Origin of the sequence: Pseudokineococcus basanitobsidens, assembly GCF_037482545.1 — a bacterium.
Classification (GTDB): Bacteria; Actinomycetota; Actinomycetes; order Actinomycetales; family Quadrisphaeraceae; genus Pseudokineococcus; species Pseudokineococcus basanitobsidens.
The window spans coordinates 1-1,332 of sequence record NZ_JBBIAA010000073.1; the positions used below are offsets into that span (position 1 = coordinate 1).

1 protein-coding gene is annotated in these 1,332 nt (G+C 73.3%); it reads left to right on the top strand.

Features of this window, described 5'->3' with window-relative positions; genetic code table 11:
• Positions 1-17: 17 nt before the first annotated feature.
• Complete coding sequence (locus tag WDZ17_RS17330; protein ID WP_339576426.1) at positions 18-1,328, top strand: ISL3 family transposase; 1,311 nt, start codon at positions 18-20, stop codon at positions 1,326-1,328.
• The last annotated feature ends 4 nt before the right edge of the window (positions 1,329-1,332 follow it).

The following is a 1,332-nucleotide window of genomic DNA, read 5'->3' on the forward strand; positions in this document are numbered from 1 at the left end:
ATCAGGAAGACCTCGACGTGCCTGACGCTACCTTCGCGCGCCCTGACCTGACCACGTTCACCGGGCTGGACGCCCTTGGGCTGGAGGTGACCGGCCAGCGCCTGGAGCCGGGCCGGGCGGTGCTGGCCTGCCGGGTCCTGGCCCCGGACGACTGGTGCCGGGAGTGTGGCTGCTTGGGCAGGTACCGCGACAGCGTGGTCCGCCGGCTGGCGCACGAGCCCTTCGGGTGGCGCCCGACCGTCCTGCACGTGGTGGTCCGCCGCTACGCCTGCACCGGCTGCTCGCGGCTGTGGCGCCAGGACACCACCGCTGCCGCCGACCCGCGGGCGAAGCTGTCCCGCGCCGCGGTGACGTGGGCGCTGGCGGGCCTGGTGACCCAGCACCTGTCCGTGGCCCGCCTCGCCGAGGCCCTCGACGTGGCTTGGCACACCGCCAACGCCGCGGTCCTGGCCGAGGGCGCCCGGGTGCTGATCGCCGACCCGGCCCGCTTCGACGGGGTCGCGGTGATCGGCGTCGACGAGCACGTCTGGCGCCACACCCGCCGCGGCGAGAAGTACGTCACCGTGGTCATCGACCTCACGCCGATCCGCGACGGCACCGGCCCCGCACGCCTGCTGGACATGGTCGAGGGCCGCTCCAAGCAGGCCTTCACCGCCTGGCTGCAGGCCCGCCCGCAGGCCTGGCGGGACGCCGTCGAGGTCGTCGCGATGGACGGCTTCACCGGCTTCAAGACCGCGACGGTGGACCAGCTCCCGGACGCGGTCGCGGTGATGGACCCCTTCCACGTCGTACGCCTGGCCGGCGACGCGATGGACACCTGCCGCCGCCGGGTGCAGCAGCAGCTGCACGGCCACCGCGGCCGCACCGGCGACCCCCTGTACGCGGGCCGCCGGATGCTGCACACCGGTGAGGAGCTGCTGGGCGACCGCCAACGTGACCGGTTGCGGGCGCTGTTCGCCGTCCCCGAGCACGTCGAGGTCGAAGCGACCTGGGGCATCTACCAGCGGCTGGTCGCGGCCTACCGCCACCCAGACCGCGCCAAGGGGAAGTCGCTGCTGCAGGCCGTCATCACGTCCATCAGCACCGGTGTCCCTGCCGTCCTCGTCGAGCTCCGCACCCTGGGCCGCACCCTGGCCAAGCGGGCCACCGACGTCCTCGCCTACTTCGAGCGGCCCGGCACGTCCAACGGGCCCACCGAGGCCATCAACGGGCGCCTGGAACACCTACGCGGCACCGCCCTCGGGTTCCGGAACCTGACCAACTACATCGCCCGATCACTGCTCGAGACCGGCGGCTTCAGACCCCAGCTGCACCCTCGTTTGCGATGAGCCG